24 protein-coding genes are annotated in these 26,654 nt (G+C 31.1%); 7 read left to right on the forward strand and 17 right to left on the reverse strand.

The features are described from left to right. Positions 1-79: 79 nt before the first annotated feature. The 7 genes from CSPA_RS24115 to CSPA_RS24145 all read right to left on the reverse strand — a co-directional run bounded on the left by CSPA_RS24115 (position 80) and on the right by CSPA_RS24145 (position 8,349). Positions 80-913, reverse strand: a complete 834-nt coding sequence (locus CSPA_RS24115) for a MurR/RpiR family transcriptional regulator (protein WP_017810371.1) — start codon at positions 911-913, stop codon at positions 80-82. A 130-nt stretch (positions 914-1,043) separates the two neighbouring features. Further along, the gene (gene hxlB / locus CSPA_RS24120) at positions 1,044-1,586 is read right to left on the reverse strand and encodes a 6-phospho-3-hexuloisomerase (RefSeq protein ID WP_015395021.1); all 543 of its coding nucleotides are present in this window, start codon (positions 1,584-1,586) and stop codon (positions 1,044-1,046) included. Then, positions 1,583-2,206, reverse strand: a complete 624-nt coding sequence (locus tag CSPA_RS24125; RefSeq protein WP_015395022.1) for an orotidine 5'-phosphate decarboxylase / HUMPS family protein — start codon at positions 2,204-2,206, stop codon at positions 1,583-1,585. The genes hxlB and CSPA_RS24125 overlap by 4 nt, the downstream gene beginning before the upstream one ends. 262 nt (positions 2,207-2,468) lie before the next feature. Next, complete coding sequence (locus CSPA_RS24130; protein WP_015395023.1) at positions 2,469-3,794, reverse strand: 6-phospho-alpha-glucosidase; 1,326 nt, start codon at positions 3,792-3,794, stop codon at positions 2,469-2,471. Between the two features lie 123 nt (positions 3,795-3,917). After that, the gene (locus tag CSPA_RS24135; protein WP_015395024.1) at positions 3,918-5,513 is read right to left on the reverse strand and encodes an alpha-glucoside-specific PTS transporter subunit IIBC; all 1,596 of its coding nucleotides are present in this window, start codon (positions 5,511-5,513) and stop codon (positions 3,918-3,920) included. A 356-nt stretch (positions 5,514-5,869) separates the two neighbouring features. Next, positions 5,870-6,643: a MurR/RpiR family transcriptional regulator gene (locus tag CSPA_RS24140; protein ID WP_015395025.1), complete on the reverse strand. Its 774-nt coding sequence runs from the start codon at positions 6,641-6,643 to the stop codon at positions 5,870-5,872. Between the two features lie 257 nt (positions 6,644-6,900). Continuing rightward, complete coding sequence (locus CSPA_RS24145; protein ID WP_015395026.1) at positions 6,901-8,349, reverse strand: aldehyde dehydrogenase family protein; 1,449 nt, start codon at positions 8,347-8,349, stop codon at positions 6,901-6,903. A 96-nt stretch (positions 8,350-8,445) separates the two neighbouring features. Here CSPA_RS24145 and CSPA_RS24150 point away from each other — a divergent pair, with 96 nt between their 5' ends. Further along, positions 8,446-8,853, forward strand: a complete 408-nt coding sequence (locus tag CSPA_RS24150; RefSeq protein ID WP_015395027.1) for a MerR family transcriptional regulator — start codon at positions 8,446-8,448, stop codon at positions 8,851-8,853. Between the two features lie 88 nt (positions 8,854-8,941). Here CSPA_RS24150 and CSPA_RS24155 read toward each other — a convergent pair whose 3' ends face one another. Then, positions 8,942-10,393, reverse strand: coding sequence for a DHA2 family efflux MFS transporter permease subunit (locus tag CSPA_RS24155; RefSeq protein ID WP_015395028.1), 1,452 nt, complete (start codon positions 10,391-10,393; stop codon positions 8,942-8,944). A gap of 184 nt (positions 10,394-10,577) precedes the next feature. Here CSPA_RS24155 and CSPA_RS24160 point away from each other — a divergent pair, with 184 nt between their 5' ends. Next, a complete protein-coding gene (locus CSPA_RS24160; protein ID WP_015395029.1) occupies positions 10,578-11,450 on the forward strand; it encodes a LysR family transcriptional regulator in 873 nt (290 codons plus the stop codon). Positions 11,451-11,603: 153 nt separating this feature from the next. Here the strand turns inward: CSPA_RS24160 and CSPA_RS24165 are convergent, their stop codons facing one another. Both CSPA_RS24165 and CSPA_RS24170 read right to left on the reverse strand, forming a co-directional pair. Next, complete coding sequence (locus tag CSPA_RS24165; RefSeq protein WP_015395030.1) at positions 11,604-14,027, reverse strand: flavocytochrome c; 2,424 nt, start codon at positions 14,025-14,027, stop codon at positions 11,604-11,606. Between the two features lie 14 nt (positions 14,028-14,041). Then, the gene (locus CSPA_RS24170) at positions 14,042-14,641 is read right to left on the reverse strand and encodes an NADPH-dependent FMN reductase (RefSeq protein ID WP_015395031.1); all 600 of its coding nucleotides are present in this window, start codon (positions 14,639-14,641) and stop codon (positions 14,042-14,044) included. Positions 14,642-14,814: 173 nt separating this feature from the next. Here CSPA_RS24170 and CSPA_RS24175 point away from each other — a divergent pair, with 173 nt between their 5' ends. Both CSPA_RS24175 and CSPA_RS24180 read left to right on the forward strand, forming a co-directional pair. Further along, entirely contained in the window at positions 14,815-15,738 is a 924-nt protein-coding gene (locus CSPA_RS24175) for a LysR family transcriptional regulator (protein WP_015395032.1), read from the forward strand. Positions 15,739-15,825: 87 nt separating this feature from the next. Next, on the forward strand, positions 15,826-16,764 hold the full coding sequence (locus tag CSPA_RS24180; protein ID WP_015395033.1) for an FAD:protein FMN transferase: 939 nt from the start codon (positions 15,826-15,828) through the stop codon (positions 16,762-16,764). Between the two features lie 216 nt (positions 16,765-16,980). Here the strand turns inward: CSPA_RS24180 and CSPA_RS24185 are convergent, their stop codons facing one another. The 6 genes from CSPA_RS24185 to CSPA_RS24210 all read right to left on the reverse strand — a co-directional run bounded on the left by CSPA_RS24185 (position 16,981) and on the right by CSPA_RS24210 (position 23,022). Continuing rightward, on the reverse strand, positions 16,981-18,084 hold the full coding sequence (locus CSPA_RS24185) for a sensor histidine kinase (RefSeq protein WP_015395034.1): 1,104 nt from the start codon (positions 18,082-18,084) through the stop codon (positions 16,981-16,983). Beyond that, positions 18,074-18,763: a response regulator transcription factor gene (locus CSPA_RS24190; RefSeq protein ID WP_015395035.1), complete on the reverse strand. Its 690-nt coding sequence runs from the start codon at positions 18,761-18,763 to the stop codon at positions 18,074-18,076. The genes CSPA_RS24185 and CSPA_RS24190 overlap by 11 nt, the downstream gene beginning before the upstream one ends. Positions 18,764-18,783: 20 nt before the next feature. After that, on the reverse strand, positions 18,784-19,470 hold the full coding sequence (locus tag CSPA_RS24195; protein WP_015395036.1) for a M15 family metallopeptidase: 687 nt from the start codon (positions 19,468-19,470) through the stop codon (positions 18,784-18,786). A gap of 254 nt (positions 19,471-19,724) precedes the next feature. After that, positions 19,725-21,095 carry an MATE family efflux transporter gene (locus tag CSPA_RS24200; protein ID WP_015395037.1) on the reverse strand — a complete coding sequence of 457 codons (1,371 nt, stop codon included), beginning with the start codon at positions 21,093-21,095 and terminating at the stop codon, positions 19,725-19,727. Positions 21,096-21,292: 197 nt separating this feature from the next. After that, on the reverse strand, positions 21,293-22,348 hold the full coding sequence (locus CSPA_RS24205; protein ID WP_015395038.1) for a sensor histidine kinase: 1,056 nt from the start codon (positions 22,346-22,348) through the stop codon (positions 21,293-21,295). Continuing rightward, a complete protein-coding gene (locus CSPA_RS24210; RefSeq protein WP_015395039.1) occupies positions 22,345-23,022 on the reverse strand; it encodes a response regulator transcription factor in 678 nt (225 codons plus the stop codon). The genes CSPA_RS24205 and CSPA_RS24210 overlap by 4 nt, the downstream gene beginning before the upstream one ends. A gap of 260 nt (positions 23,023-23,282) precedes the next feature. Here CSPA_RS24210 and CSPA_RS24215 point away from each other — a divergent pair, with 260 nt between their 5' ends. The 3 genes from CSPA_RS24215 (at position 23,283) to CSPA_RS24225 (ending at position 25,795) form a co-directional block, all read left to right on the forward strand. Continuing rightward, positions 23,283-23,927, forward strand: a complete 645-nt coding sequence (locus CSPA_RS24215; RefSeq protein ID WP_242838592.1) for a TetR/AcrR family transcriptional regulator — start codon at positions 23,283-23,285, stop codon at positions 23,925-23,927. Positions 23,928-24,031: 104 nt separating this feature from the next. Beyond that, on the forward strand, positions 24,032-25,240 hold the full coding sequence (locus tag CSPA_RS24220) for an alpha/beta hydrolase family protein (protein ID WP_015395041.1): 1,209 nt from the start codon (positions 24,032-24,034) through the stop codon (positions 25,238-25,240). Positions 25,241-25,339: 99 nt separating this feature from the next. Continuing rightward, complete coding sequence (locus CSPA_RS24225; RefSeq protein ID WP_015395042.1) at positions 25,340-25,795, forward strand: DMT family transporter; 456 nt, start codon at positions 25,340-25,342, stop codon at positions 25,793-25,795. 462 nt (positions 25,796-26,257) lie between these two features. Here CSPA_RS24225 and CSPA_RS24230 read toward each other — a convergent pair whose 3' ends face one another. Further along, positions 26,258-26,461 carry a DUF4177 domain-containing protein gene (locus CSPA_RS24230; protein WP_015395043.1) on the reverse strand — a complete coding sequence of 68 codons (204 nt, stop codon included), beginning with the start codon at positions 26,459-26,461 and terminating at the stop codon, positions 26,258-26,260. Between the last annotated feature and the right edge of the window lie 193 nt (positions 26,462-26,654).

Here is a 26,654-nt window from a genome sequence, read left to right on the forward strand (position 1 = left end):
CAATTACTATAACTTTTAATTTCGATTTTAAGAAACTTTATGACAAATAAAAAAAAGTGTGGTAAAATTAAATATTTACTCACACTTGATCTATCTCTTTCTTTCTTTTTCTATATCTAATTGCAATAAAATCAGTAATCACTTGAAATAATATGGAATGAGTCTGCACACTTGATGCATGCTGAAAAGTAATACATAGGTCTACATAGGGATGTTTTTCCATTTCCTTATTAGCTGTAATTACAACAATTTTAGCCTTAGTTTGTTTAAAAATATTTTTATCAACATTTCCTGCCATCAACTGGTACTTTTTTATATAGTCTCCTGAATTAGTAAATATAATAACTAAAGTGCCTTCAGCTGAATTCTTAATATACTCATTTTGCTCTACATCATTTATATGTGTAATAATGTATTTTTCATTATAAGCAAGTTTTATTTGTAAATCCATTGCTGCAGATTCTGAATATAAAAGTCCAAAAGCTGCCACTTTATCATATTTTATTAAATCTTCAACTAATTCATCTATCTTATTCATATCAACACTAGACTTTGCTAATTTTAAATCATCTATAATCACATCTATATATTCCTCTTTAGTGTGATTTTCCATATAACTTAAAATATTATCACTATAATTTAAATAATTAGAATATTTATCGCTTTTATAAGAAGATGCCAACTTTAATTCTAGGAAATCATCAAATCCTATATATCTCGTAAATTTAGAAATCGTTGATTTTGAAACAAAACACAAATCTGCAACTTCTGATATTGTCATATCTTTTATAGATGCAAAATTACACAATAAAATATTTGCTATATGATAATATGTTGAGTCTTCCTTCCCATTATTCAAAATTATTAATAATCTATTTAATAGTGTACCCAAATCCATCCCTGCCTTAATCATTTTTATTCAACCCAAGTTCAACTGTTAATCTAATCACCAAGTTTATTGGATTTAATCTAATTTATCAATAATAAATATGTATTTTGCATTTATTGCTTTACTAATAAATTTTTTTTACTTTCTAATAATATTATTCTACATTTACGTGATTCTTTAAGACTTCACTATCTGATAAATTATCTTTTTTGCTCAGTAATAAACATAAATCATCTAGTACTATATGGACAGATTGATCAAATAGAGAACTTAATAACTGAATTGAGGCAACACCAGTATCATTTTTTGTTTTTCCTGGAACTTCGAGTACAAAATTTGATATTTTTGCAAGAGGTGAATCCTTCTTACTTGTAATTCCAATTACAGTTAGTCCAATGTCTTTTGCTGCTTTTGCATTGCTTAATGTATTTTTTGTTTTTCCAGAACCAGATATTGCAACATATATATCACTTTTTTTTAATGCAGGTGTTATTGTTTCTCCCATTACATATGAATTATAACCAATATGCATTAAACGCATTGCAAATCCCTTTGCTTGGAATCCACTCCTGCCTTCTCCATCGACAAAAATTCGTATTTCCTTTTTAAAAACACTTACTATTTTTTTTATTTCTTCTTCATCTACTTTTGCTATTACCTCCTTAATTTCTTCTAATATTTTATCTATTGTTCTCATTTCCCCATTGCCTCCTTAAATTGTTTTGCTTTTTGTACTGGATTCTCTGCATCGGTAATTGCAGAACCTACTATAACCAATTCTATATTATGTTTGCTTAACTCAGGGATACAATCTAAAGTAATCCCCCCTGCAACAGCAATTCTATTGACTTGTGGAAATCTTTCTTTAAATTCTTTTACTGTTTTAGCTGGATTTAATAATTTCTCTCTATCAATAGACGCATGTATACAGTAAATAGCATTTTTAAAATGTGATATTTCTTTAATCTTTTCATCTGAACATTCCAATAAATCTATCATCATTGTCCCATTATTTTGTTCAGAAGCTTCATAACATTTATCTATAGTTTCTAATGCTGCACTTCCCATTACAGTTAAAATATCAAACCCTTGTTTAAAGCCTTGTTTAAACTCGTAAGCACCTTCATCACTAGTCTTAATATCACCTAATAATTTTGATGTATTTTTTTTACTAGTCAACTCTTTTAACTTCAAGAGTCCATAATCTTTAATTAACGAGGTTCCAATTTCAATAACCTCTGCTAATCCATCAAATATTTCGGTTAAGTTTTTTGCCTTTTCAAAAGAGACTCTATCTATAGCAACTTGTAACTTCATTTTATCCTCCTTGTTGAATATTTTAAATGAATTTGAACTAGAATTTCTTCTTAATTTAATAAATTATGAAGACAATATATTTTCTATATCTGCTCTAATTTTAGACTTAATACTATTTATCTATATTACCTGCCTTCATAATTCATATCTTAACCTAAAATATTGTTGCTTTCAAACACAATTTCTTCACCTCTTAGAATAATTTATAATAAGGATAAAGATATTGCTGTCTATCTTTATCCTTATTCAAAGTAAAGCTTAATTAATTTAATACTGGCCAGTACTCTTTATTTGCTTCTATTAATTCATCTAATATTTGTTTAGCAACTGTTGCACTAGGGACTGTCTTAGAAAGCGTTATAGCTTGCCACAATTTTTGGTAGGATTTTTCTATCCAAGCTTCAACAACTAGCTTTTCTACTGACACTTGTTGCTCCATTAATCCTTTTTGGAATTGTGGAATCTTTCCTAATGCTAATGGTTCTGGTCCATTACTTCCTACAATACATGGTATTTCAACCATTGCTGTAGAATCAAAATTTTCTATAGCTCCATCATTAGGTATTATTAATAACATTCTTGCATGAGTGTTATATGCAATGGCTCTAGCTAAATCCACTATATAAGAAGCATGTTCATCTATTTCCAATTCACAACCTTCTGTGGATTTATTTTTAATAACCTTTCTACATTCTCCAAATACAAATTTTTCACGTCCATCCATTACTTCATTTGCTCTTGTATATTCTTTATCAGAATGCTCAACTACATAGTCTGGGAACAAATAATATTTTAAATAAGTGTTTGGTAATGTGCTCGGATCTATTGCATATACATCTTTAGCTTTGGCAAAAGTATCATTCCAACTAGCATCAGTGTGTTGAGTATCTCCCTTATCTGCTACATAACCATATTTTGCAACGTGTTCTTTTAATTTTGGCATCAAGTCTTTACCATCTTTATCACGTATATCTGACCACCACCCAAAGTGGTTAAGTCCATAGTACTTAACTGTCATTTCTTTTCTTGACTCTAAGCCTAATATTTCTGCCATTCTTGTTTCTATTCCTATTGGCATATCACAGATGTTTAATATCTTTGAGTTCGGCCTTAGTCTTCTTGTTGCCTCTGCAACTATTGCTGCTGGATTCGAGTAATTTAGCATCCATGCATTTGGTGAATATTTTTCCATATAGTCAAGGATTTCTATAACTCCACCTATAGATCTCATTCCATAAGCCATTCCTCCTGGCCCACAAGTTTCTTGTCCAACAACTCCATATTTTAATGGAATTTTTTCATCTAGCTCACGCATTGCATATTTACCAACTCTTATATGAGCCATAACGAAATCAACATCTGTAAAGGCTTCTTCTGGATCTGTTGTTGCAAGGAATTCTATTTCAGGTGCCTTTTCTTTTAAAATTATCTCACAAGCTCCAGCTACTACTGCTTGCCTTTCCTTGTCATTATCGTAAAATTTGAGTTTTCTTAAAGGAAACTTATCTAGATTGTCTAATAGCATTAATACTATTCCTGGAGTAAAAGTACTTCCTCCTCCTGCTACTACTATTGAAAATTTTTTCATATTTTTTTCCTCCTTAAATTGAAATATATTTTTTATTTATTAACTTTAATTAAGAAATACAAATATTTTTAAGTTAATCACTTTACTTTAATATATATAGTAGATTAATTTTTTTATATTAACTTATAGCTTTTTAAGTAAACCTTCAAACTCTTCCCTCACTTGGGGAACTGATAATCCAACTATAACTTGAATAGCTTTTCCATTCCTTACCACTCCATGAGCTCCAGCTTTTTTGAATATACTATCTGGTGACAATTTGCTTTCATCTTTTATGGATACACGCAATCTTGTAGCACAATTAGTAACATCCTCAATATTCTCACTTCCACCTAAAGCTTGCAAGAATTGCAAAGCTTGACTTCCATCTGATGTATCATTCTTAATTTCTCCTGATTCACCTTTTTTTGCTTTATAATCAGCTTTAGTATAAAGTTTTGCTTCTTCGTCATCTGGTTCACGCCCTGGAGTAGCAAAGTTGAACTTTATTATCAAGAAACGGAATACCAAGAAATATACGACTGTAAAACATAATCCTATTACTATTTGAGTTATATAAGTACCTGGATGATATTTGAATAATGGTAGCCAGTTCTGTGCAAACCAATCAATTAGTCCACCTCCAAAATTACCTACAACACCAAATGCATACTCTGTTGCTGCTAAAGTTGCTGCTAACACAGCATGCACTGCAAACAATGCCGGAGCTATAAATAAAAATGTAAATTCAAGTGGCTCAGTAATACCAGCCACAATAGCTGTTATTGCTGCAGGTATAAGCAAACCAGCTACAATTTTTTTCTTCTCAGGTTTAGCAGTTGTGTAGATAGCTAATGCTATACCTGTACATCCAAATATTTTAGATGACCCATGAAGTGCAAACCCACCAGCTGGGAACATTTCTTTTAATGAATGTGCACTTGTTGCAAAGTCTGCTAAATGCTTTGGCCAGTATGAAGCAATACCATCTGGAACTACTGCTGGTCCAAAAATAAATGGTCCATAAATGAAGTGATGTAATCCTGTTGGAATCAAAATACGTTCTAAAAATGTATAAATCCATACACCAATAACTCCAGATGAAGCTAAAAATCCTTGTAATGCCCCTATTCCGCCTTGAACCTTTGGCCAAACCAAACACATCAATAAAGCAGTTGGAATCATTACGAAAAATCCTATCATTGCTACAAAAACTGAACCTTGGAATATTCCTAAATAAGCTGGCAATCTCTTTTCAAAGAACTTACCATGTAGATATACAGCTATACCTGCAATTAAAATTGCACCTATCATTCCAGTATCAAGAGTCTTTATACCTGCAATCATTGCAAGTCCACTTGATACCCCATCAGTAACCCCAGGTGGTAAATCAAAGTTAACACCAAAGCTTGAACCTGAAAGGGTAAGGATAGCATTAATAAAATAATTAAATGTTAAATAGATTAATAAAGCTTCTAGACAAGCACGTGCTTGCGCTTTTTTAGCTAAGGCAATTGGTAATCCAACTACAAACAATAATGGTAATTGATTAAATACTGTCCATCCACCTTGTTGGACCACATACCAAAAGCTATACCATGCTGTACCTTTGGTTGCTATTGATCCCATAATATCTGGATTTGTAAACAAAATAGAAAATCCAACAACCATACCATAAAAGGCAAAGAATAAAACTGGAACAAACATCGCAGCTCCAAAGCGTTGAATTTTTTGCATCATTTTTATGACCCCCTTAAGAATTTTTTATCAATAATTATTGTAATAATTTCAAAAAAGCAATTTTCTTACAGCCTTAGCTTTCTTTAAGTTCTATTAAATTTTTTATTTACAATTTAACAAAAATTAATTGTGTTTATAATTTAAATTTTTTTATCAAGATATCTTGTATGAGCTAATATTAACAATTACTTAAACCCTTTTCAATGCTTTTAATCCACTTACTTCCTATGTGCATTTTTAAGTTATTTGCACAAAATTTGTGCATTCGCACAGGTTATATTTCTTCAATTTTCTTTATACAAACCAAAAAAGTTGACACTTAAATATTGTGTCAACTTTTTATTCATATATACACTTTATAATATTGTACCATCTTCTTTTAAGTGCCCTAAATACGTGATATATTTTAAGAATAACATTTCTATTAAGATGAAGTACTGACCTACATTTTCAAAAGTAACCACATCTTTTATCCTTATATGCTTTGTAATTATGTATAAATTCTGTTCACATAATCTTGCTACTGGATTATCTGTTAACTTTGTAATAGAAATAGAAGGTATATTTTTAGCCTTCACTTTTTTTACATGCTCCACTGCTGACTTTTTTTCACCAGATAGCGATATAATTACAATTAAATCTTCTTCTGTAGCTGTTTCTAGCACTGTATCCATTTCAGCTTCACCATGCAATGTAACGAAGAACTTATTTACACTAAGAAAGTGTCTTTTAAGTTCGTTTGCTGCTGCAATTTGCACAGTTCCAGTTCCATAAACAAAAAGATTTTTTGCACGATAAATCATACGACATATTTCCAAGACATCCTTCTCTTTCATTTCATTTATTGTTCTGTAGTAATCTTGATACACTTCTTCTACACTACTATCTTTAATATTATCATTCTCATTAAATTCTAATTTCAGCCTTACTTTAAACTCTCCAAACCCTTCTAAAGATAGTTTCTGAGTAAATCTAGAAATTGTTGTTCTTGAAATATTACATTTCTTTGCTAGTTCATCAATAGACATTCTACAACATTCACGTTTATTTTTACATATATACTTCCATATATGGCGGTCATTTTCGTTTAGCTTATCATAATTATTATTAACCAGTTCTTCTAATTTCATATTTACTCCCTATCTTTAAACAAATATTTCTCTACATTATAGCATTTGAAACGTTTTCCGTAAACATCAATGCATCGCTTATATTACTAGGATAGAATATAAAATAACCCACAAAAATCCAATATTTACATTTTCGTGGGTTTCATGTTTAAGACGATACGTTACTATTAAATTCTACTACTAAATTTCTAGTTTTTTACCATTCTTTAAACTAGTAACTCACTAAATAGAAACTTACTTTTTAAAATATCTCTTTATTAAATATTTTCATTGGAAATCAATATAGTTTTAGGCTCTAGATGCTCTTCAAGTCCATATATTCCACATTCTCTTCCTATTCCAGATTGCTTAAATCCACCAAAAGGAGCTTTCATCTCAAGCATAACATCATTTATATATACTGTACCTGCCACAATTTGAGATGCAATCTTATTTGCCTTTTCAATGTTAGAAGAACTTATATATGCTCCTAAGCCATACTCTGTATCATTTGCAATTTCTATAGCCTCTTCTTCAGTCCTATATGTCAAAATAGATAACACTGGACCAAATATCTCCTCTCTAGCAATGGTCATATTTCTAGTTACATTTGCAAATACTGTTGGCCTTACAAAATAACCATTATCCAATCCTTTAGGATGTCCTTCTCCTCCAACTACCAATTCTGCCCCTTCTTCTATACCAATCTTAATGTATCTCTGGACATTATTATAGTGATTTTCATTTATCATAGGTCCTATAAACGTATCACTTTCCCAAGGATAGCCTACTTTTGTATTTTCAACAGCTATTTTAATAAGCTCTTTTACTTCCTCAAGACGATGTTTCGGAACTAATAGTCGACTTCCAGCAATGCACATTTGTCCATTATTTCCAAAACAACTCGTAACTGCGCGAGGAATAGCTTTTGTAAAATCAGCATCATCAAGAATTATATTCGGTGATTTACCTCCTAGTTCAAGAATAACTCTTTTCATGCTATCAACAGCACCATGATGGATAATTTTAGCGGTTTTAGTGGAACCAGTAAAAGAGATCATTGCAACATCTGGATTACGAGTTAATTCAGCACCAACTGAACCTCCTAGACCATTTACTATATTAATTACGCCAGCTGGAATTCCTGCCTCATGAAAACATTCAGCCAAAATTTGAGTTTGGATGGTACAAAATTCGCTAGGTTTTATAACTACTGTACATCCTGCTGAAATAGCTGTAGCTACTTTTATAGCAATTTGAGAATTATTTGCATTCCAAGGAGTAATCAAAGCAATTACTCCTAAAGGTTCTAGGACAACCTTTGCTTTACCAATATATTTAGTGAACTCAAAATCTTCTATCACTTCCTTTGCCCAAAGAAAACTATTAGCAGTAAGTTGAGTACGACCTACTGCTGCCTTAACCGCAGCACCATATTCTTCTACACATGCTTTGGTTAAATCATCAGCCCTCGAGATTACAGCCTCATGTATCCTTTTAAGCATATTGCTTCGCTCTTCTATTGTTGTTTTTGAGAATGTTTTAAATGCTTTTTTAGCAGCTGCAATAGCATTTTGTGTATCAACTTCATTTCCTAAAATTACATTTCCAATTATTTCTTTTGTTGAAGGATTTATAATATTCATTGCTTCTGTTCCATTAGGTTTAATAAATTCTCCATTAATATAAATCTTGTCAATTAACTTAAACTTTTTATTATCTTCCATTTCTTTACCTCCAAATTGAATTTGATATTTTTATGTGATATACTCACTTTAATACATTCAAGTAACTTTAAGTCAAGAAATTTTAGGAGATTTTTTATGGAAAATTTTATTTATGGATCCGAAGCAAAATATACAATTAATGAAGTTTCAAAAATAACTAACCTTTCTAAGCCTACTATTCGTTATTATGAGGACATTGGATTACTACAAAATATAACTCGAGATAAGAATAATATCCGTTTATTTTCGGATAATCAAGTTATGAGATTGCGAATGATCCAATGTATGCGAAGTACAGGAATGGGAATTGATATGATTCGCCACTATATAGGCCTTTCAAATGAAGATGAAACAGACCTTAAAGAACGCTATTCAATTGTTCTAGAGCAAGAAGAAATACTTTTAGCAAAAAAAGAAGAAATCAAAAAACAACTGTCTTTTATTGAACATAAAAAGCAAAATTACGAAGAAAAATTAAATAACCTACAAAAATCAAAATTTTAGATTTTCGTGGATTTTATAGAGGAAGCGAAGCGTGAAATTTGAAATCCACTAACTATTAGAAATTGTGATTTAGTAATAAATTTATAAATTATACCATATTTTCTTTTTCATTATGATTATCATTCCATTTTGAGTATAAAAGAAATAAACTTAATATTAGTGCAATTACAAAGAAGATAGTAAAAAACTTGAAACTAGAATCTATTGAAGTAACTAGATTGCCATTAATATTTATGCTGTTTAAATTTCCTATTCCTATGATGGCTTTTGAAACTACATCAGCAGGTATAACAACTTCTATTGTTAATATCGCTAATGTCTGGCTTAATGCTTTGCCAACATTCATAATAGTGTAATGCATACCTGATGCTGAACCAGATTGCTCCTTAGGAACTGCTGATAATATAGTTTTTGCTAATGAAGGCCAAGCCAAACCATTTGCTATTGATAATAATATTAGTGGAGTAACTATAGCTGAAATTGATAATTCATCTTCAAGATTTCCAAGAAAGAATATTCCTATAATAAGAAATATAATTCCAAAGGTGAGAGTCTTTAATGATCCAATATGATCTACAAGTTTCCCTGCAAAAGGACCAATTACAAGCTGTGGTACAGATAGCGAGATCATTAACAGGCCTGACATAGTAGGACTTAAATGTAATGCACTTTGCAAATATATACTTAACAATAAAGGCAATGAAAAATATGCAATACAATAACATAGTGTAATTACAAGTCCAATTGAATAATTTCTGTATAAAAGCAAATTGAAATTAAATAGTGGATTCTCCACATGCAATTCTGTAATTATAAATGCAATCCATAATAAAATTGCAGTTATTAATAACCCTAAAGTTTCATAAGATAACCATCCTAATGATTGTCCTTCTGAAAGCACTACCATTGTTAATACTAATCCTAAGCTAAACGTTATTATCCCAGTGAAATCATTTTTTTGTTTCATATTAAGTTCAGTTTCTTTCATTACTAAAAGCGCTCCGATTATGCAAAGAAGTACAAAAGGTACTGTGATAAAAAATATTGAACGCCATCCTAACTTGGTAATTAAAACACCTCCAACTACAGGTCCAACTATTGCTCCAATAACCCATGAAGTAGCATTGATACTTAAAGCAAGCCCAAGTTGACTGCTAGGAAAATTCTTAACTATAGTCGGAGTTGCAGTTGCCGTAGCCAAGGCAGCTCCACTTCCCTGAATTAACCTAAATATATTTAAAGTTAATCCTGTATTTGCAATTCCACAAAGAATTGTACCAACTGCAAAAATTATAAGTCCTATCACAAAAATACGCTTTGTTCCAAATGTATCTGCCCACTTTCCAGCAGGTAATATTAGTACTGTACTTGCAATAATATAACCTGTAATTATCCATAAGCCTGATATCATCGAAATATTTAACCCCTCCATCATCTTAGGTAATCCTATTATCACTATAGTTGAATCTAAATTTGTAATAAATGAAACCAATGTTACAACAAGTAAAATACTCCATTTGTGTGTTTTTAAATTTGTCATATAATCTCCTTATCTATAAATGGAATAAATTTTCGACTACAAATAAAACTTTATATGATTTATCCCATCGAAGCCATTTAATTTTATTTTCTACGTATAGTTTACAATGAATTATATATCATGTAAAATGATTATATTAGATACAATAAATCACTTTTAGTGATTCATGAATTGAGGTACAAAAATGGAAAGTAATGAATTAAGAATTTTCAGAACTGTTGCCCAAACAGGCAGCATAACAAAGGCTGCTAAAGCCTTAGGCTATGTACAATCTAATGTCACAGCTAGAATTCAGCAATTAGAATCTGATTTAAACACACAACTTTTTTATAGACAACGTGGTATGATTTTAACTCCTACTGGTGAAAAATTACTCACTTATGCTGATAAAATAATTTATTTATTAGATGAAGCTGACAAATCTATAAAAGATTCTTGCGAACCATCGGGAAGCTTATCAATTGGTGCTGTCCATACCGTATCTGCTATTCGCCTCCCTCAGCTCTTAGCTAAGTATCATAGAGCTTATCCTAAAGTTGATTTATCTCTTACAACAAGTCAATCAGATGAACTTATTTATAAGGTAAATCACTTCCAGTTAGATGGTGCTTTTGTCAAAAACACTCCTCTTATTGATGACAATTTTGTAAAGGAACTTGAATTTGAAGAAACTTTAGTACTTATCTCTAATCCTAAATATACTAATATTGAAGATCTATATTGCAAGCCCTTAATAATGAGTACCGCAGGGTGCCCTAATAGAATACAACTTGAAAACTGGCTTAAATCGCAAGGAATTTATAATATTAGATATATAGAATTTAATAATTTGAATTCTATTATTGAAGGCGTGATGGCTGATTTAGGTACATCACTCGTGCCTAAATCAACTATTGATGATTATGAAAAAAGAGGTCTTATCAAATCATTTTCTATATCTGAGAAATATAATACTACAAGAACATTTTTTATAAGACGAAAGGATTCTCTAATGACTAGTTCCCTTTCAAAATTTATAGAAATAGTTGAACAAAATACCTCATATAAAAGACTTTAAAATCTATAATAATAAAATAAACCAATAACAATACTTTATATATTCTAAAACTCTCTAAAAACTTAAAATAACCCCCGAAAATCCAAAAGCTAGATTTTCGGGGGGTTTAATGGTGTAGGCGACTATATCGTATATTAATTATCTAAACATTAACTATTTCATTTCATCAATTGCAGTTTCACCAGCAATTCTTCCAAAGGTAAATATATCCGTTAATGCGTTACCGCCAAGACGATTACCTGCATGGATACCTCCAGCAACTTCTCCAGCAGCATAAAGATTTTTAATTGGTTTATCATTTTCGTCTAATACATGGGCCTTAGTGTCTATCTTAAGTCCACCCATCGTATGATGAACTGCTGGCTTTCTAGGCGTCGCATAAAACGGTCCCTTTTCAACTTTTAAGCTAAATGTATCCTTATGGAATTCAGGATCAAAACCTGCATCAACATATGAATTATATTTATTAATTGTGTCTACAAGAACTGCAGGATCCATACCAACTTTTACTGCTAGTTCTTCTAGGGTATCCGCTCTAAATAGAGTACCAGCTTCTACTTGACGGTCTAGCTTTTCTTGACTTGTATTAGCTGCTGTTTTCTTTATTTCATCATCAGCTATAAGGTAGAATAACCCACCCTGTTCAATAGCAGCTTTTGTTAATACATCTCTACCAGAGAATTCATTAATAAATCTTTTTCCTTCTTTATTTACCATTACAAAGTTTTCAGGAGGTACTTGAACTCCACTGAATAATTCACCAGTTTCTGGATCAGCTACAGGCATCATTTGAGTAAAGCCCATTCCTGTAAGTGCTGCACCTACTGTTTTACCAAGCAATATTCCGTCACCAGTCATAGCATAGGAATTGGTAGTTCTTATATTATCATCAATGTCACTCCAGTAAGTGTTATATTCTTTTAACATCTTTGTGTTTGCACCAAAACCACCACTTGCAAGCACTACTGCTTTAGCATGAACAGTTATCTTTTGGCCATTTACACCTGTTGCTATTACTCCTTTTATTTCACCATCTTCTATGATAAATTCTTTTACAGGGCTATCAGTAATGATTTTTCCTGAATTATCTTGCACATATTTTGATAATGCAAGTATAAATGCTGTACCATAGCTTTTAGTAGGCTTATGACCACGACGCCATAATGCACCAACAGGAGCAAATACTATGCTCTTATCATACTCAACCCCTATTTCTTCTAGCCATTTCACACTTTCTAAAGCTCTGTCTGTAAGTATCTTTACTAGGTCATATTGTCCGTATATGGTGTTGCCATTAAGGTCAGTTCTTTTACCACCAAAATATGTTTGCATTCTATGAAGTAGTGGAGAGTCAAATAGATGTCCCTTTTGTGTGTCAAACTTTTCCTTGTAAGCAGAAAACTCCTCTTTAAGTGCACGGAAATCATCTATATATTCTGGATGAATTAAGCTCTCATCTGTAGCTAGTAATTCTTCAATAGTATGTCTTTCTCCTGGATTTTCTTCAAACTTTATCTGCCATTCTGGATCTGCAGCATTTACAGGGCCACCTGAACGTATAGTATTTCCACCTACTGCTGGATATTTCTCAAGAACAATAGCACTTGAACCATTTTGAAGCGCTGTTGCAGCTGCACTTAATCCAGCACCACCTCCACCTACAACTACTACATCACAAGTATATTCTTCATCCACTTTGATTAGGCTGCTAGCAGGCTTTGGACGTCTCTTAAGTATGTCAGGATTAACTCCTGCAAGCTTAACTGCTTTAGCTACACCGTCTAGTACAGCATTACTAGTTTCAGAAGCACCAGAAAGAGCATCAACATTTAATGTCTGTCCTTCAATTATTTTATCTGGTATTCTTATAAACGCAACATCTGCAAGTCCTTCTGTCTCTCCATCTGTAGTTATATCTATACTTTCTATTCTGTTTTCACTAAAGGATACTTTCATTGGAAGACTTCCGCTGTGACCTATTGCACTTACTTCATATTCTCCTGGGTTAAAGGTAAACTCTTCTTCTTCGTTAAGCTGATTTGAAATCTTTGCAAAACGCATAAAGCGTAGTAAACATATTTCTAGGAAGTCTATAGTTCTTTCATCTTTTAGATTACCTTCCTCATCAAATGCTTTATGTGCGCTTCCAAGTAAAAATTCATATCCTGGCATTACATTTGCATCAACACCTGGTGCATCTAAGATTTGACGAAGATGTAACTGTGCACGAGAAGAACCTTGAACATCAAGAGAAGCTCCAAGTATCATCACTGGTTTACCAGCAAGTGGATGAAGATCAAAGCTTAGCCATTCAATTAAGCTTTTAAGACTCGATGGAATTGAGTGATTATACTCAGGAGTAGCTATAATAACACCATCACTTGCTGTAATCTTATCATTAAACATCTGTATCACTTCACTAGAAGATTGATTATCAGATTGATTAAACATAGGAACATCTTTAATCTCAAGTATTTCTATTTCTGTCTTTGACTCAAAGTATCTTTTCATAAACTGAAGTAGTTTACGATTATATGAACTCTTTGCATTAGTTCCAGTAATTGCTATAAATTTCATTGATATTAATCCTCCTACTCTTGCCAAGTGTATTTTTTATCTTTTTTATTTAAAGCTTTTTCTGCTAAAAGTTTTGATGTAATATCCGTAAATAGAAGAAACTCTCTGAAAACTTCATCAAGTTCTGATAGCTTATCTGAATAGATAAGATTTCCTGCATTATCAAATGCACCCTGTGATTTTCCTAAAAGGAATTCACTACTTGGCATGATTCTGGCAGCAAGCTCAGGTGAATCAAGTATTTGTCTAAGATGTGCTTGTGCACGAGAAGAACCAAGTATACCAAGCGAAGCTCCTACTATTAAAACAGGCTTGTCAGTAAGTGCCTGACTAGTATAACTAATCCATTCAAGAGCACTCTTTAAAACCGCAGGTATAGCATGATCATACTCTGGAGTTGCTATTATTACTCCATCTGCTTTTAGAATTTTATCAGATAATTCTGCTACCTTTTCAGGAATATCAGAATCCTCTGGTTCATTAAAAGCAGGTAAATCCTTAATTTCATATAATTCTATCTCTGCTTCATTCGAAAAATGCTTTTGCATAAATTGAAGCAGCATACGATTAGTTGACACGTCTGAGTTAGTGCCTACAATTGCCAAATATTTCATGGTAATCCCCTTTCTTCATTCAAAAAATTTCATAATTTTAGTAATTTCTTGATATAATTTTAACATATTAAATATATTATATCTAATAGTTATTTATTGAAGTTTGATAACATATTTGTTATAATCAAACACAAGAATAAATAAGTTAATTATTTAACAAAAGGATGAATTAAATGTCAAAATACTACTCTCAAGATATTTTGTATTATATTGATGCCATTTTAAAATACAGCAATTATGGCAAAGCTGCCAAATCACTTTATATTTCTCAACCTCACTTAACACAGGTTATTAAAAGGATAGAAAGTCAGCTAAACTGCGAGCTTATAAGTCGTAGCAAGCTGCCATATCGTTTAACCGAACAAGGGAAGATATACTACCAGTACTTAACTTCAATAGAAAATAATTATGCTAAGCTGCTTAGGGAAATATCAGCTGTATCAGATATAGATAACAAGGTTATAAAGATAGGAGTGCTTCCTAGCCTTGGAACCTACCTTTTACCTCTTTTTTTACCAAAGTTTTTGGATATGCATCCAAACTGTAGAATAGAACTTTCAGAGACTTTACCAGAAAAAAATGAGAAACTCACTCAGAATGGTGAATTGGATTTTTGGATTGGACAAAATTCAAGAAATATTTCTCCGAACTTAAACTCAATTAGTTGGGGGAAAGACAGTTACCGTGCTATTATTCCTCACTGCTGTGATCTATATCAAAAAGATGTCGCCATTATTCCAGAAGGAACTATCGACATAAACAAACTATTGTGTCAAAAGCTGATACTTACTTCCAAAGGTTCTGCTATAAGAAAGCAGATTGATCAATTATTAAGCATTTATAAGGTGGAACCAAAAATTATAATTGAAAGCACTGAAATCCATACTGCACGCAAACTTGCAACGAGTAATTTAGGAGTGACCTTTATACCAGAGAGCATCTATGTAAAAGAGTGTCCATCCGAGTACAATATATATCAAATTCCAATTGATGAGTTGAATTTAGATTATTTTATAGCATATCACAATGAAAGAAAACTAACTAATATTGATAAAGACCTTATAGATGCATTTCTAATTCATGGGCAAAATAATTAGGCACATGATAATAAATAACAAGTCCAAAATGGGCTGGAAAGAAGACTTGTTATTAATTTAATAGTGCCTTAAATATAGGAGAGCAAAATGAATGAATATAAGAAGATAATATATCTTATGGGAACAAAAATCTCTCTATATATAAAGGGAGAAGCTGCTGAAAAGCTTGCAGAAAAGGCTGAGTCTATGCTGATTCATTATGAAGAAGTCTTTAGTGCCAACAGTGATAGCTCACAGCTTGCAATGCTAAAAAAAACAGCTTCATTGGCTCCGCAAGAAGTAGATGCAGAACTATATGAGCTGATAAAAATAGGAAAAAAACATAGTTTATGTGAGAATACATATTTAAATATTGCAATAGGGCCATTAATAAAGTTATGGAGAATAGGTTTTGAGGAGGCACAAGTGCCAGTGAAAGAATCCATTGTAAAAATCCTGGAGCTTTTAAAGCCTGAAAATATCCAACTAGATGATGAAAAAAAGACCGTGTATTTCTTAGAAAAAGGCATTGAAATAGACCTTGGAGCTATAGCTAAAGGCTATTTTGCTGATAAAGTTATGGAATTCTTTAAGGAAAATGGGGCTGTTTCAGCTATGGTAGATATGGGAGGTAATGTTCTTGTATTTGGAGAATCACCATCTAAAGGTGGTGACTGGAATGTTGGAATACAAAATCCTTTTCTACCAAGAGGAAATTCGGTGGCACTTGTCAAAATAAGAGATCAATCCGTTGTAACCTCAGGAATATATGAAAGGGTTTTCGAAAAAGATGGAAGTAAATACCATCATATATTTGATAGTAAAACAGGCTATCCAATAGAAAGTAATATAGCTTCTTTAACTATTATTGCTGATAAATCCCTGGACTGCGATATATATACTACAAAATTGTTTGGATTAGATGCTGCTTCAATTATTCATAGAGTTAATAAAATTGAAGGTATGGGTGCTATTGTAATAACTGTGGATGGAAGGTTAGCCCATACAAATAATCTTATAGGAAGAATACATCCATTGACAATGTAATATTCCAAATAATAAGGTAATATTCATTTTTGTGACCAAGAATGTTAAAAATTCTGTGTGAATTATAAATTATACAACCGCCTGTAAGTAGCTATTTAAGCCACCTACAGGCGGTCGTGGATATGTATAGTATAGTGGAAGCGAAGCACAACCTTTAAAATCTACAATATTTTCTTTAATTCTTATAAACCGCTATAGACTTTTAAGTAAATTCCTTTATTTAACTGGTAATCTTACTTCAAAGATAGTTCTCACATCATCACTGTATGCTGTTATCGTTCCTTGATGCAACTCTATAATATTTTTTGTGATAGCTAGCCCTAATCCAGAACCACCTATATCACTATTTCTTGATTTTTCCACTCTATAGAATCTATCAAATATATATGGCAAATCTATAGCTGATATTGATTGACCATAGTTTATAACTTGAACTACTGCCATATTCTCCTCCACTTTTGATGTTACATCAACATAAAAACCATCTCTTCCATACTTAATTGCATTGGACAGTAAATTTTCAAATGCTCTAACCAGTTTTGCTCCATCTGCATTTACTATTAGCTTATCCTCAGAAAAGTTGATTCTTGATTGCATTTCTGCATTTTTAAATTGATATTCAAAGTAAGCAACAACCTGACCTAATAATTCTACTAAATTAATATCAACTTTATTTAAATTAATGGTGTTATTTTGCATTTTAGTAAGCTCAAACAAGTCATTAATAAGTAAATTTAATGCTTTTGCTTTTTCAAATGCTATATTAATATAATATCTTAGTCTTACTTCATCTTTATACTTATCAGCATCAATTATTTCCAAATAACCTATTATAGAAGTTAATGGAGTCCTTAAATCGTGAGAAACATTAGTTATCAAATCATTTTTAGTTTGTTGAGCTTTTCTTTCTACTATAGTTATTTCTTTAAGCTGTTTTGATATATTATTAATATTTTCTGCTAAATTCTTAATATCATTTTCACCATTAACTTCTATTAATCTATCCAAGTCACCATTAGCCATTATTTCAGTTTGATCTATAATAGCTACCAAACTTTTAGTTTTTCTATAAGTAATAAGTAAATATACTCCTATAAATAATAAAATTCCAGTAATTACATAGCTCGCACCTTCAAACACTTCAGAGTCAATAATTCTACGCAATTTAAAAATATAATTAACAAGTTGAATTTTAGTATTTATATATAAATATGTTAGTATTTTATAAATTACTAATAAGTTTATATAACTTATTATCACAGTAGCTGCAACCTCACCTAATGATGATAGCCAATATTTATAGAATCTTTTATTTTTCAATTTTATATCCAACTCCCCATATAGTATGAATTATCTTATTTCCTTCCATGTGGTGTTCTATTTTATCCCTCAATCTACTCATATGTACCATAACAGTATTATTAGATTGATAATATCTTTCCTTCCACACCTTTTCAAAAATTTCCTCTGCACTAAAAACTCTTCCTCTATTTGTAGCTAACAGATATAATATTTCAAACTCTCTAGCTGTTAGCTCCACTTCTTTATCATCTATAGTTACCTTATGTTTACTCTTATCTATAACCATTGATTCAATTCTTATCGAATCTACTGAAACCTGCATTTTAGTATTTAGGAAATATGCTCTTCTCAGTAATGCCTTTACTCTAACTATAAGTTCTAATTGATTAAATGGCTTGCACACGTAGTCATCTGCACCAGTCATAATCCCTTGAATCTTATCCATATCCTCTGATTTTGCACTTAGCATAAGAATTGGTATATTATTCTTTTCCCGTACTCTTCTGCAAACCTCTAGCCCATCAATACGTGGCATCATTATATCTAAAACTATCAAATGAATTTCTTCCTTTTCCAAAATATCTAAGGCTTCCTCTCCGCAGCTTGCCTTAAAAATGTTATACCCTTCATTTCTAAGACTTATCTCCAACAAATTTCTTATTTCTTTTTCATCATCTACTACTAGAATATTATTCATTTACTCCTCCATTTTTATAACTATCTTTGTAAATACTCTTCTAATGTGATTCTGTTATCATGAATATACTTAGCAACTTCCTTTCCTACATATCTGATATGCCAAGGTTCATATTCAATTCCTGTTATATTTTTCTTTCCATAAGGATATCTTATAATAAAACCAAATCTATAGCAATTATCTGCAAGCCAATCTGCTTCCTTACTTCCCTTTGCAAAATATCCATTTTTATTAGTTATATCAATGCACAGACCTGTTTGATGTTCACTAAATCCTGGTTTAGCTACATATGCATCTGCAAGCTTTTTTCCTTGAGATATCACTCTATTCTTATAAATATCTTCTTGTGACTTATAAGATCTATAACCCGAATTACCAAGTAATATTATCCCGTCTTTTTTACCTGCCTTTACTAATTCTTCTAATGGATTTACAACAGTTCTTGCTACGTGTTTTTCTTCATCACTTGATCCATTTGAAAATAGTATATTAGGTATACTTAATTCTTCTGGTACATAATTTCCACTTAATCCATACTTCTCATTTACTAATAATATTTTTTCATTCCCATTGGCATTGGTTACTTCAACCAACTTATCTTTGTCATTTAAACTATAAATGCTTGTGTTTCCATCAATATACCGAAATCCACAAATTATTAACACTATTATTATAAATCCTGATACCTTCTTATATACTTTTCTCATATCTTCTACTTCCTTTCAAATATCATAATTTAATTGTAGAAGATAGACTTTACAAGAATTATAAATAAACCTTACGAAATCTTAAGTTTATAAAAATGTAGAATATATAAATTTCTGTTTAGTTTGTTTTATCATTTCATTTGTGGCTTCCTTTGTTATTAATAATTTAAACTCTTAAAATTAAAATAATTAAATCCGTCCAAATTTAAAATTTGGACGGATTTAATTATTTATTTCACATTAATTTAACCTGTTTATGCATTCTCAGGGACTTCTAGTAAGCCTTTCCCTCTAATCCTAAGCCATAGAGCAATTCCTATCAAACATGATAATCCCTCTGTAGCTGTCATTGCCCAAATAACACCATTAACAGCAAATAGTAAGTTTCCTACAATCAAAATAGGAATAAATAAAACACCCCTCACAGAAGCCATAACAGTTGATTGAACTCCATCTCCTTGAGCTTGGAAGATTCCAGTGAAAAATTCACATAGTGCAGCAAATATAGTTGAAGAAAGTTGAGCTATGAGAGTTATTTGCCCTATGGTGATAACCTTAGGATCAATACTGAAAACTCCAATAATCTGTAACCTGAGTATAAATATAACTGCTCCTATAGCTAATGTTAAACCTAGAATATACAATATTGTTTTTCTAATAATCTCCATAAGACGTTTTTGATTATTGGAAGAGTAAGCAAATGCAATTAGTGGTACAACTCCCATTGCAAAGCCCATCCCAATACAATCTACAATTTGAACAACTCTTTGTGCAATTCCAAATCCAGCTACAACACTATCCCCATAAATCATGGAATAATTATTAAAAAGCAGACTTATAATTACGAAAAATCCACTAAGCAACAAAGCTGAAACTCCAACCTTTAAAATTTCACCATAAACCTCTTTACTTGGCTTAAAATACTTAATTGATAAACTCTGAACAGTACTTTTCTTTTGCAGATAATATATAAAATACAAAACTGAAACTATATTACCACAAAGAGAAGCTAGTGCTGATCCCATAACATTCATATTAAGAATAAAAATGAAGAACGGATTAAGTATTATATTAATTATAATACCTGCTATAGTACCAGTCATAGAAACGGTTGATGCTCCTTCAGCACGTACTGCTGCTTCAAGCGCCATATTAACAATAATAACTGGAGCACCAATTACAAGTATCATAACAAAATTTCTTGTATATTGTAGAGTCTCACCACTTGCTCCTAAGAGCGGTAAAATGAAGGATAAAAAAGGTAGACATATAATCGTAAAAATAACACCTATAATTATTGATGACCAAAAGTTAATAGAACTAACTTTTTTGGTACTGTCTGTATTTCCTTCACCTAAAAGTCTCGAAATATATGTTCCTGAACCTACTCCAAACATTTGTCCAAGTGCCATTAATACCAATGAAAATGGCAATGCCAACATAACTGCGGCCATCATTGCAGTATTATTAAGCTTGCCAACAAAAAAAGCATCTATTATATTATAAACAACTGACGCTATACTACTTAACATCATAGGAATAACCATGTGTATTATTGCTTTTGTAACAGGTGCCTTTTCCAAATAGTATAGTGATTTTTGATCCATATTTTCCATGTTTTCCATTATAAAAACTCCTTCCATTATATGAGTAATAATATTTTTTATTAACAATAATATTATTTATAAAACCTGTTTGAATGCTACAAATATAGTATATTGTTACAATTTAAACTCAATTTAAATGGAATTTAAACGCAATGTAAACAAAAAGAAAAACCACATTCCATTAATTCGGACTGTGGCTTTAAACATATTAGATTTTATTTTGGTAAGCAAACAGTAAATTCTGCACCATTTCCAATTTCACTTTTAAGAGATATTTCCCCCCCATGTAAATCAATAATCTTTTTTACTATTGAAAGTCCAAGCCCGTTGCCACCTAAAGAACGATCACGGGATTTATCTGCTTTGTAAAACCTCTCAAAAATTCGCGGTTGATCTTCTTGTGAAATACCTATACCTGTATCGGATATTTTACATTCAATTGTGTTTTCATTGCTTGATAGGCTAACTCCTATACTGCCGTTTTCTGGTGTAAATTTAATAGCATTATTAAGCAAATTTATAAATACCTGACTTAATAAATCCTCATCTCCACATATTGTAGTTTCATCAAGAGAAAGATCAAGTGTTATATTCTTTACTGACCACTGTGGCTCTAGCATAAGTAAAATACTTTCAATTTGCTTGTTAATTTGATACTTCTTTAAGTTTAAATTATTATCTTTCGCTTCCAAATTAGATAATCTCAATAGATTTTCGCTTAATTTTGATAATCGTTTACTTTCAGTTTCTATTATATTTGCATAGTGTGATATTTGTTTTTCACTTAAATTCCCCTTTTTCAATAACGTAGCAAATCCCGATATAGAGGTTAATGGCGACTGTATTTCATGGGATACATCTGATATAAAATCTTGTCGCAGTTTTTCCAAAGCTTCTAGATCCTTCGCCATTCTGTTGACATTGTCTGCAATTTCATTAAAAGGATCTAGTTCATTTGTTTTAACAAGTACATTGAAATCACCAGAAGCAATTGTGTTCATGGCTTCAATAGCTCCTCTTAATATTGGAAAATGTGAAAGATCAAATCTTTTATGTTTATTAGCAAATTTCCAGTGCAAATAGAAATTTACTTTCCAAGCTAAAAAATATATCACAGCAGAAGCTAAACTTTGAATAATAAATATTAGATATGAAGGAATATTTTCTGTTTTCCCGAAAATAAATATACAAATATAATATCCACTTGTAAGTCCAAGTAATGTTGTAATAAAAATAAGTATTAACAAGAAAAAATCCCTGTTACCTCTCACACCACTTCCTCCAATCTATAGCCAAGTCCTCTAATAGTTGTAATTTTGAATTTATAAATATCAGATGGAAATCTCTCCCTAAGACGGTTTATATGCACATCAAGAGTTCGCTCGTTCCCTTCAAAATCAAGCCCCCACACTTCTTCGATTAACCTATCACGAGAAAGAGTTTTACCAGAATAACTTCCAAGCGTAAATAAAAGTTCAAATTCCTTCATTGGTATATCGCATTTCTCATTGTTTTTAACAATAGTATAACTACTTTTATCTATAACTAAATTACCAATGCTAATAGTCTGTGAAGCAGCTACCTTATACCTCCTCAAAAGTGCTTTTATTCTAACAAGCAACTCATCGACTTCAAAGGGTTTTGTTAAATAATCGTCTGCACCAAGCTCAAAGCCCTTTACTTTTTGGGAAAGCTCGCTTTTGGCTGTTAACATTAAAATTGGCATATCCTCATAATATCTGCGTACTTGCTTACAAAATTCATAGCCGTCCATTTGAGGCATCATAATATCAAGCACACAAAGGTCTATTTTTTTCTCTCCAAGTTTTTGAAATGCATCCCTTCCATTTACAGCTTCATACACAGTGAATCCGTCATTTTTCAATACTTCACAAATAAGCTCTCTGATATAGTCGTCATCATCAATAACTAAAACTTTATTCAATGCTACCACCTCCCTCTTATAAGTATACAATATGAATTTAAATACAGTATAAACTAAATTTAGTTTTTTAATTATAAATTATTCAAACTAGCTTACTGCTCCGCTTCTAAGCTTAGTTTATATCAAAGATCTATAATGTACCATTTGAAAAGCTTACATGACTGTAACATTTATGTAAGCTTTAATAATTGGATAGAAAAAATTATTTTTATACTATTGCATTCTATTTAAATATGTTTTATAATTTCATTGAACAGGCGGTGAATAACTTGAATAATAATAACACTAAACTTACGAACCGAGATCTTCAAGCAATAGAAAGACGTAGTCAGCTTTTAGACTCAGCAAAGGAACTATTTGCCTCTAATGGTTACCATGCAACTACAACTAGACAGATAACAAAGAATATTGGCATGGCTGACGGACTTATTTATCACTATTTCCCAGATGGAAAAAAACAAATTTTAGATATAATTATTAAAGAATTTATTGATCAAAAATGGATTAAATTTGAAGAAGATATATCTGAAGTTAACTCTGACACACCACTTAAAGAAATCCTTCTAAAATTGGGAAACATAATATTTAAGTATATTGGCAATGATAAAAATATAGTAATTATATTATTAAGGGAACAAAATATATTATCCGATGAATATATTAATACTTTTAATAACCATATAAAAAAAGTAATTCATAAAACAGAGCTTATTTTAAAAGAGAAAGCTGAAAAAAATGAAATAAAAGCTTTTGACTTCTTCATGATGGCAAATCAGTTTTGGAGTGCTATATACACGTATATATTACAAAATATACTTTTTGGAGAAAAAAATTTGTATTCAATAAGTAAAGATGAGTATTTAGAGCAGATTATAAATTATACTCAAACAACTTGGAAAAAATAAAAATTCCTTTATGGAATTTTATACTTTTCGTTCACTGAATGTTCAATTAAAAAATTCAAACTAACAACAAAACTAAAAATTATTATATAGAGGAGGATTTAACTATGAAACTACATTTTCAAGACCAAGCATTTTCATTTGAATTATTAAGAGCTGTAACTTATGCAGGATACCAAGGAGCAGAAATAGGTGAAGCCTTAGCAACAGCTGCTAAAATTAAAGAAGGAGACTTTGACAGCTGGTATGAAGAATGGAAAGATACTGCTGAAAGAGTTGAACATATAGGTATTGACTGCTTAAATAAGAGACATAAAATAAGTGCCAGAGAAGCTTTCCTTAGAGCTCATAATTATTATAGAACTGCTGAATTCTTTTTACAAGGAACTGATCCAAGACGTAGTGAAAACTTTGAAAAAAGTGTTGAGACTTTCGAAAAAGCAATGAAGCTTATAGATTCACATTTTGAAATAGTTGAAATCCCATATGAAGGTACATATTTAAAAGGCTATTTCTATGGAGCGTCAAACTATGATAAAGCTAACGCCTCAACAATACCAACTTTATTATTTATCGGTGGATATGACTCCACACTTCAAGAACTTTATTTCTGTGGGGCCGCTCCAGCAATAAAACGTGGTTATAATTGCTTGATCTTTGAATGCCCAGGACAAGGAGAAGCTTTAAGAAAGAATAGCCTTTATATGCGTCATGATGCGGAAGTTCCAGTAGGTGCTGCAATAGATTACCTTGAAACAAGAAACGATATCGATATTAATAAAATATCCTTACTTGGTATGAGCTTAGGTGGTTACTTTGCACCAAGAGCAGCAGCTTTTGATGAACGTATAAAAGCATGTATTGCTTTCAACGTATTCTATGACACTTATGAATCCACTATAAATCAAAATCCTCAACTTGAAAAAGTATTAAGCCTACCAACAGAACAAAAAGAAGCAATGCTTGCAAAAGCTGAAGAAAATAATTCAAATCTTCGTTGGATGCTAAACAATGGTAAATGGGTATTTGGCTTAAAACACAGATATGAAGTTTTTGATGAAATGAAGAAAGCTTCTTTAAAAGGAGTTGCTGAAAAGATTAAATGCCCTATATTGCTTACTATGGGAGAAACAGATCACTTTGTTTCTAATGATCAATTAAATGCCCTTTTAGATTCAATAAAAGCACCAAAGACAGTTCGTGTCTTTACTATAAATGAAGGAGCAGAAGAACATTGTCAGGAAGGTAATCATGCACTATTCCATCAAGTTATGTTTGATTGGCTAGATGAGATATTTGAAAATTATTTAGACTAAAACTCAAATTAATTGTAATTGGTTTTTTAATAAAGCTTTCTATGTTTAATTTAATTTCATAGAAAGCTTTATAATCTTAAATTTAATGGAGGTTATACTATGACATTCCTGTATTATTTACTCTCATTAATATCAGGCTTTGCTTTGACTCTGCAAGTTGGTATAAATGGAGCTTTTCGTTCTAAAATAGGAAATCCTATACTTTCATCTCTTGTCAGCTTTGCTGTTGGAACTTTAGGGCTTGCTTTGGTATTTTTTATCGCTTTATTAAATGGCTCCAGTACTTTACCAACTGCAGCAAACATCAGAAATACTAGTTGGTGGATGTTAACTGGAGGATTGTTTGGAGCCTTCTATATATTTTCAACCATATTTTCAGCTCCTAAAATTGGATTTGCTAATATGTTTAGTCTTGTAATATGCGGTCAGATAATCCTTTCAGTACTATTTGATCATTTTGGATTATTGGGAAATCAAATTCATCTATTAACTCCGCTAAGAGCTATAGGAGTTTTTTTATTAATTTTAGGAGTTTACATAATTCAAGCTAATTAGGAAAATTCAAATCATTTATAAATTGTTTTACTAGCTAATTTAATAATTCTATACAAGTTAATAATATTTATTGAAGAGGAAGGTGCAAAATAAGCAATCCATGATAAAAAATTTTTCACAGAAATTACGCGAATGATTTACCCAATAGATCTTATAACTAAACCCTTTAACTCCTTTATTATTTTTGAGCAAGAGAAAGACACATTGAAGATAGCTTCAATGTGTTCTTTATACACTATGACTTCTTTTACAAAGTCTCTTATGAACTTTTTTTATTTAGTAACATTCCTGCTAATTACATATTCTCTAAAATTGCTTAACAGGCTTCTTACACGTGCTTCTGTAACTATTTGTTCCACATACAAATGGTCGTAGATTTTATTGTTGAGATGAAGCACGTTTACCAGCATCAACTATGTATCTTTAAAGAAAATAATTAATTAAATTCTTCGATAAGACTGATTACAATTTCTCAAAAACTAGTGTAGCTTGAATTCTGTCTCCACCCATAAAACCTTTACTACCTGACGAAGCAGTTGTGATAGTATGTAATTTATAGCCTTTACTAGCTTGTGTATTTATAACTTTTTCTAATTCTGTCAAGTTACCTGAGCCTGTCCCAATAAACTTTTCTTTTAGTACAACTTGCAAAACAACATATTCCATAATATTACATCCTTCCATTAGTACACATATTTATATGCATGACGTATCATATCTACATAATGTTTATAATTCCTAATATTAATAATATCATCTAAAGTTTAACTTTAAAAGCAAAATTTATCACTTAATAGATAATATATAAAATTTAAAGTTCTTTAATAATAGAATAGATCCTTAATAAAAGAAACTGTTA

This window comes from Clostridium saccharoperbutylacetonicum N1-4(HMT), assembly GCF_000340885.1.
Classification (GTDB): domain Bacteria; phylum Bacillota; class Clostridia; order Clostridiales; family Clostridiaceae; genus Clostridium; species Clostridium saccharoperbutylacetonicum.

Excerpts from the sequence above, each read along its gene's own strand:
- CSPA_RS24180 (WP_015395033.1), top strand. The coding sequence starts at position 15,826 with ATGAATGAATATAAGAAGATAATATATCTTATGGGAACAAAAATCTCT.
- CSPA_RS24165 (WP_015395030.1), bottom strand. The coding sequence starts at position 14,027 with ATGAAATTTATAGCAATTACTGGAACTAATGCAAAGAGTTCATATAAT.
- CSPA_RS24160 (WP_015395029.1), top strand. The coding sequence starts at position 10,578 with ATGGAAAGTAATGAATTAAGAATTTTCAGAACTGTTGCCCAAACAGGC.
- CSPA_RS24195 (WP_015395036.1), bottom strand. The coding sequence starts at position 19,470 with ATGAGAAAAGTATATAAGAAGGTATCAGGATTTATAATAATAGTGTTA.
- CSPA_RS24155 (WP_015395028.1), bottom strand. The coding sequence starts at position 10,393 with ATGACAAATTTAAAAACACACAAATGGAGTATTTTACTTGTTGTAACA.
- CSPA_RS24230 (WP_015395043.1), bottom strand. The coding sequence starts at position 26,461 with ATGGAATATGTTGTTTTGCAAGTTGTACTAAAAGAAAAGTTTATTGGG.
- CSPA_RS24220 (WP_015395041.1), top strand. The coding sequence starts at position 24,032 with ATGAAACTACATTTTCAAGACCAAGCATTTTCATTTGAATTATTAAGA.
- CSPA_RS24200 (WP_015395037.1), bottom strand. The coding sequence starts at position 21,095 with ATGGAAAACATGGAAAATATGGATCAAAAATCACTATACTATTTGGAA.
- CSPA_RS24145 (WP_015395026.1), bottom strand. The coding sequence starts at position 8,349 with ATGGAAGATAATAAAAAGTTTAAGTTAATTGACAAGATTTATATTAAT.
- CSPA_RS24115 (WP_017810371.1), bottom strand. The coding sequence starts at position 913 with ATGATTAAGGCAGGGATGGATTTGGGTACACTATTAAATAGATTATTA.
- CSPA_RS24190 (WP_015395035.1), bottom strand. The coding sequence starts at position 18,763 with ATGAATAATATTCTAGTAGTAGATGATGAAAAAGAAATAAGAAATTTG.
- CSPA_RS24140 (WP_015395025.1), bottom strand. The coding sequence starts at position 6,643 with ATGAAATTAGAAGAACTGGTTAATAATAATTATGATAAGCTAAACGAA.
- hxlB (WP_015395021.1), bottom strand. The coding sequence starts at position 1,586 with ATGAGAACAATAGATAAAATATTAGAAGAAATTAAGGAGGTAATAGCA.
- CSPA_RS24150 (WP_015395027.1), top strand. The coding sequence starts at position 8,446 with ATGGAAAATTTTATTTATGGATCCGAAGCAAAATATACAATTAATGAA.
- CSPA_RS24125 (WP_015395022.1), bottom strand. The coding sequence starts at position 2,206 with ATGAAGTTACAAGTTGCTATAGATAGAGTCTCTTTTGAAAAGGCAAAA.
- CSPA_RS24170 (WP_015395031.1), bottom strand. The coding sequence starts at position 14,641 with ATGAAATATTTGGCAATTGTAGGCACTAACTCAGACGTGTCAACTAAT.
- CSPA_RS24175 (WP_015395032.1), top strand. The coding sequence starts at position 14,815 with ATGTCAAAATACTACTCTCAAGATATTTTGTATTATATTGATGCCATT.
- CSPA_RS24135 (WP_015395024.1), bottom strand. The coding sequence starts at position 5,513 with ATGATGCAAAAAATTCAACGCTTTGGAGCTGCGATGTTTGTTCCAGTT.
- CSPA_RS24225 (WP_015395042.1), top strand. The coding sequence starts at position 25,340 with ATGACATTCCTGTATTATTTACTCTCATTAATATCAGGCTTTGCTTTG.
- CSPA_RS24130 (WP_015395023.1), bottom strand. The coding sequence starts at position 3,794 with ATGAAAAAATTTTCAATAGTAGTAGCAGGAGGAGGAAGTACTTTTACT.